A 4,716-nucleotide genomic window follows, 5' to 3' on the forward strand; every position below is an offset into this window, starting at 1 on the left:
ACCACGGCGCTGCCTACCCCGGTGAGTGCTAGCCAGCGCAGTGAAACGCTGCAGGCGTTGTGAAAACGCTGCAGGCGTTCCGCCAACGCTGCAGGCGTTCTCGAAACGCCGGGCTTAAGCCACAACGCTGCCTTACGTAAGGCAGCGTTCTCGCCGGAGGCAGGCGTTATGGAAACGCTGCAGGCGTTCCGCGGTTTGCTGCAGGCGTTTCGCAAACGCTGCAAGCGTTCCGCCGCCGCCGAGGGGAGGGGCGTCCGCGAGCGTCTCCCTTCCCCCGGACGCCTCCCACCACGGTGAACGCCCCCCGGGACGCCGGGCGCCCATTGCTAGCCTGTGCGCATGACCGAACCCGCTGCCGCGAACGACTTCATCCGCGAGGCTGTCCGGAAGGACAACGAGCAGGGAACGTACGGCGGGCGCGTCCAGACTCGGTTCCCACCGGAGCCGAACGGGTACCTGCACATCGGGCACGCGAAGGCGATCGTCCAGGACTTCGGGGTCGCCGAGGACTTCGACGGCCTCTGCAACGTGCGCCTCGACGACACGAACCCCGGCACGGAAGAGCCGGAGTACGTCCGCTCGATCGTCGACGACATCGCCTGGCTCGGCTACCAGCCGCACTCGGTCGTGCACGCCTCGGACTACTTCGGCCCCCTGTACGCGTGGGCCGAACACCTCGTCACGCAGGGGTTGGCCTACGTGGACGACTCCGACGCCGAGACGATCACCGCCCAGCGCGGCGGCTTCGGACGCCCCGGCGTCAACTCCCCCTACCGCGACCGGACGCCCGAGGAGAACCTCGACCTGCTGCGCCGCATGCGCGCGGGCGAGTTCGGCGACGGCGAGAAGGTGCTGCGCGCGAAGATCGACATGGCCCACGAGAACATGTGGCTGCGCGACCCGGTGATGTACCGCATCCGGCACGCCGAGCACCACAACACGGGCACCGAGTGGGTCATCTTCCCGACCTACGACTGGGCGCACGGCCAGTCGGACGCCATCGAGGGCGTCACCCACTCCATCTGCACGCTCGAGTTCGAGAGCCACCGGCCGCTGTACGACTGGTTCCTCGAGCATCTGCCCCTCACCGGCGACCGGCCGCGCCAGCTCGAGTTCGCCCGCCTCGAGTTGACCCACACGGTCACCTCGAAGCGGCGCCTGAAGAAGCTGGTCGACGACGGCGTCGTCGACGGCTGGGACGACCCGCGCATGCCCACCCTCCGCGGCCTGCGCCGGCGCGGCTACCCGCCGGCCGCTCTGCGCGCGTTCTGCCGGGCCATCGGCACGACGAAGGTGAACTCGCGCAAGGCGATCGAAGAGCTCGAGAGCTACGTCCGGCGCGAGCTGAACCGCACGTCACGACGGCGGATGGCGGTGCTCCGGCCGCTGAAGCTCGTCATCACCAACTGGCCGACGGACGCCGACGGCCGTCCCGTCGTCGAGCACTTCGACGTGGTCAACAACCCGGAGAACCCCGACGAGGGCGTCCGGTCGGTCGCGTTCTCGGGGGAGCTGTTCATCGAGTCCGACGACTTCGCCGAGGTGCCGCCGCCGAAGTACTTCCGGCTGTCGCCGGGCCGCGAGGTGCGGCTCCGCGGGGCGTACTTCGTCACGGCGACCGACGTCGTGAAGGACGCCGACGGCGCGATCGTCCAGGTGAACGCGACCTACGACCCCGCGACCCGCGGCGGGGACGCCCCCGACGGGCGCAAGGTGAAGTCCACGATGCACTGGGTGTCGGCGGCGCACGCCGAGGAGGCGTCCGTCTGCCTGTACGACCGGCTGTTCACCACCGAGGTGCCGGGCGAGGCGACGGGGGAGGCGCTCGACGACCTGAACCCGCACAGCCGCGAGACCCTCACCGGCTGCCAGGTGGAGGCCGCCCTGGCCGACACCGAGCCCGGGCAGGTCGTGCAGTTCGAGCGGCTCGGCTACTTTGCGCTCGACCCCGATCAGCCCATGCGCTTCCACCGGACCGTCGGTCTGCGCGACGAGTGGGCGTCCATTCAGAAGCGGCAGGCGAAGTCGTCAGGCTGACGAGACCGGACGCCCCGGCCCTGGATTCCCCGGAACCTCCGGAGTTAACTGGGGATGCATCGAATCTCGAGAGGGAAGAGGTCATCGCCATGAGCACGCCCCACGACGTGGTCATCATCGGAGGCGGTCTGGCGGGCGCCAAGACCGCCGAGGCGCTGCGGGAGCAGGGCTTCGAGGGCACGGTCACGCTGCTGGCCGCGGAGGATCGGCTGCCGTACGAGCGTCCCCCGTTGTCGAAGGACTACCTGAGCGGCGGGTCGACGTTCGACGAGGCGCTCGTCCACGACGAGGACTGGTACCGCGACCAGCACGTCGACCTCCGGTTGGGCACGCGCGCGACGTCCGTCGACACCGTCGGACGCCAGGTGCGCCTCGCCGACGGCACGAGCATCGCCTACGACAAGCTCGTGCTCGCCACCGGGTCGACCCCGCGCGAACTCACCAGCACCGGCGCCCCCGCCGGAGGGCTGCACTACCTGCGCACGAAAGAGGACGCCGACGCGCTGAAGCCGCTCTTCGGCGCCGGCAAACGCGTCGCGATCGTCGGCGGCGGCTGGATCGGCCTCGAGGTCGCCGCGACGGCGCGCGCGGCCGGCACCGAGGTGACCGTGCTGGAGGAGTCGACGCTGCCGCTGCTGAAGGTGCTCGGCCCCGGGATGGCCGAGGTCTTCGCCGCGCTGCACCGCGACCACGGCGTCGATCTGCGCACCACGGCCCACGTGGAGCAGATCCTGCGTCAGGGCACCGAGCCCACCGGCGTCCTGCTCGGCGGCGGGGACACGGTGGACGCCGACGCGATCATCGTCGGCATCGGCGCGACCCCCGACGTGCGGCTGGCCGAGGAGGCGGGGCTGGCCGTCGACGACGGCGTCCTGGTGGACGCGTCGCTGCGGACGTCCGACCCCGACGTCTACGCCGTCGGCGACATCGCCCACGCCGACCACCCGACGCTGGGCCGGCGGATCCGCGTGGAGCACTGGGCGGCCGCCCTGAGCCAGCCGGCGGTCGCCGCCGCGTCGCTGCTGGGCGGGAACGACGTCTACGACGAGCTGCCCTACTTCTTCAGCGACCAGTTCGACCTCGGCATGGAGTGCGTCGGGTTCGCGCCGCAGGGCTCCTACGACCGGGTCGTGACCAGGGGCGACGTCGCCGGGCGCGAGTTCGTGGCGTTCTGGCTGGACGCGGAGAACCACATCCTGCAGGCGATGAACGTAAACGTCTGGGACGTGGTCGACGAGGTCAAGCCGCTGGTCGCCGAGCGCCGGGTCGTCGACCCCGAGAAGCTCGCCGACCCGTCGGTGGCGTACTCCGACCTCTGACCGGCGGGCGCCTGCTCCCCGATACGGGGGTCAGGCGCCGGCGATCGCGCCGCGGGCGTCCGGGTCGCACTCGTCGAGGAACGTCGCGATGCGCTGCACCTCGTCGTTCTCGCCGATGGCGCCGGCCGCCCTCCCGAGGCTGTACAGGGCGCGCAGGAAGCCGCGGTTCGGCTCGTGCGACCAGGGCACCGGGCCGGCGCCGCGCCAGCCGGCGCGACGGAGGGCGTCCAGGCCGCGGTGGTAGCCGACGCGCGCGTAGGCGTACGAATCCACAACGCGGCCCTCGCCCCAGGCGTCCTCGGCGAGCATCGCCCACGCGAGCGAGGACGCCGGGAAGCTGGCCGCCAGGTCCTCCGGCTCGTCGCCCGCGGCGATACGCGCCGCGACCTCGGGGTCGTCGGGCAGCAGCGTCGGATCGGGTCCCACCAGGTTCTTTCCCACCATCGACATGGCCCCAGTCAACCAGACGCCGGCGGGCCGGCGTCGGCGGGCGTCACCGTCCGGACGCCGTCGTGCCGCGGCGGGCGGGCGCGGTCCACGGGTCTTCGGGCCAGGGATGTTTGCTGTAACGCCCGCGGTTCTCGGCGCGCACGGCCGGGTAGACGTTCGTCCAAAACGACGCCAGGTCGTCGGTGACCGCCAGCGGACGCCGCGCCGGCGACAGCAGGTGCAGCACGACGGGCACGCGCCCGCCGGCGAGTCGAGGAGCCTCCGACAAGCCGAAACACTCCTGCAGCTTCACGGCGACGACCGGACGGGCGTCAGGGTCGGGGCCGTCGGCGTCCGGGTAGTCGACGCGGATCGCCGACCCGCTGGGCACCCGCACGCGCTCGGGCGCGAGCTCGCCGAGCCGGGACGCCTCGGGCCACGGCAGCAGCGCCCGGAGCTGGTCGGCGCCGACCGGACGCGGGCGCCCGGCGGCCAGGGCGTCCAGGGTGGGCGTGAGCCACTCGTCGGCGCTGGCGAGGAGGGCGGCGTCCGAGACGTCGGGCCAGGGGTCGCCGAGGTGCGCGCGCAGGAAGGCGAGGCGGCGCCGCAGGGACGCCGCGGCGTCCGAGAAGCCCACGAGGCCGAGCCCGTCGCGGGCGAGGGCGGACGCGACGGCGTCCCGGGCCTGCGCGCGGGTGGGCGCGACCGGGGTCGAGGTGAGCGTGATCGCGCCGAGGCGCGTTGTGCGGCGGGCGGTCACGCGCCCGGCGTCGAAGGACGCGGCGGTCTCCTCGGCCAGCAGCCCCGCGCCGGCCTCGCGGGCGAGCCCGCCGGAGAGGGACGCCGCCGCGCGGATCACGGCGCCCTGACCGGCGGCGGCGCGCCCGTCGGCGCGGGTGACATCGGCGACGGCGAGCCACTCCTGGCCGAG

The 4,716-nt window shown here is 72.7% G+C and carries 4 protein-coding genes; 2 read left to right on the forward strand and 2 right to left on the reverse strand.

All coding sequences use genetic code 11. The annotated features are described in order from the left end of the window. The first annotated feature begins 339 nt into the window (after positions 1–339). Both WMJ97_RS14455 and WMJ97_RS14460 read left to right on the forward strand, forming a co-directional pair. Positions 340–2,037, forward strand: a complete 1,698-nt coding sequence (locus tag WMJ97_RS14455; RefSeq protein ID WP_347349710.1) for a glutamine--tRNA ligase/YqeY domain fusion protein — start codon at positions 340–342, stop codon at positions 2,035–2,037. 89 nt (positions 2,038–2,126) lie between these two features. Continuing rightward, positions 2,127–3,356, forward strand: coding sequence for an FAD-dependent oxidoreductase (locus WMJ97_RS14460; RefSeq protein ID WP_347349711.1), 1,230 nt, complete (start codon positions 2,127–2,129; stop codon positions 3,354–3,356). 30 nt (positions 3,357–3,386) lie between these two features. On the opposite strand, the gene WMJ97_RS14465 is transcribed toward WMJ97_RS14460, so the two are convergent. Together WMJ97_RS14465 and WMJ97_RS14470 are read right to left on the reverse strand one after the other, a co-directional pair. Further along, positions 3,387–3,800, reverse strand: coding sequence for a DUF3151 domain-containing protein (locus WMJ97_RS14465; RefSeq protein ID WP_347349713.1), 414 nt, complete (start codon positions 3,798–3,800; stop codon positions 3,387–3,389). 49 nt (positions 3,801–3,849) lie between these two features. Beyond that, positions 3,850–4,716, reverse strand: an 867-nt coding sequence (locus WMJ97_RS14470; protein WP_347349712.1) for an ATP-dependent helicase C-terminal domain-containing protein, incomplete at its 5' end; no start/stop codon positions are given.

The sequence above is a fragment of the Nigerium sp. genome, from assembly GCF_039811905.1.
Taxonomy (GTDB): Bacteria; Actinomycetota; Actinomycetes; order Propionibacteriales; family Propionibacteriaceae; genus Propioniciclava.

Excerpts from the sequence above, each read along its gene's own strand:
- WMJ97_RS14455 (WP_347349710.1), top strand. The coding sequence starts at position 340 with ATGACCGAACCCGCTGCCGCGAACGACTTCATCCGCGAGGCTGTCCGG.
- WMJ97_RS14460 (WP_347349711.1), top strand. The coding sequence starts at position 2,127 with ATGAGCACGCCCCACGACGTGGTCATCATCGGAGGCGGTCTGGCGGGC.
- WMJ97_RS14465 (WP_347349713.1), bottom strand. The coding sequence starts at position 3,800 with ATGGTGGGAAAGAACCTGGTGGGACCCGATCCGACGCTGCTGCCCGAC.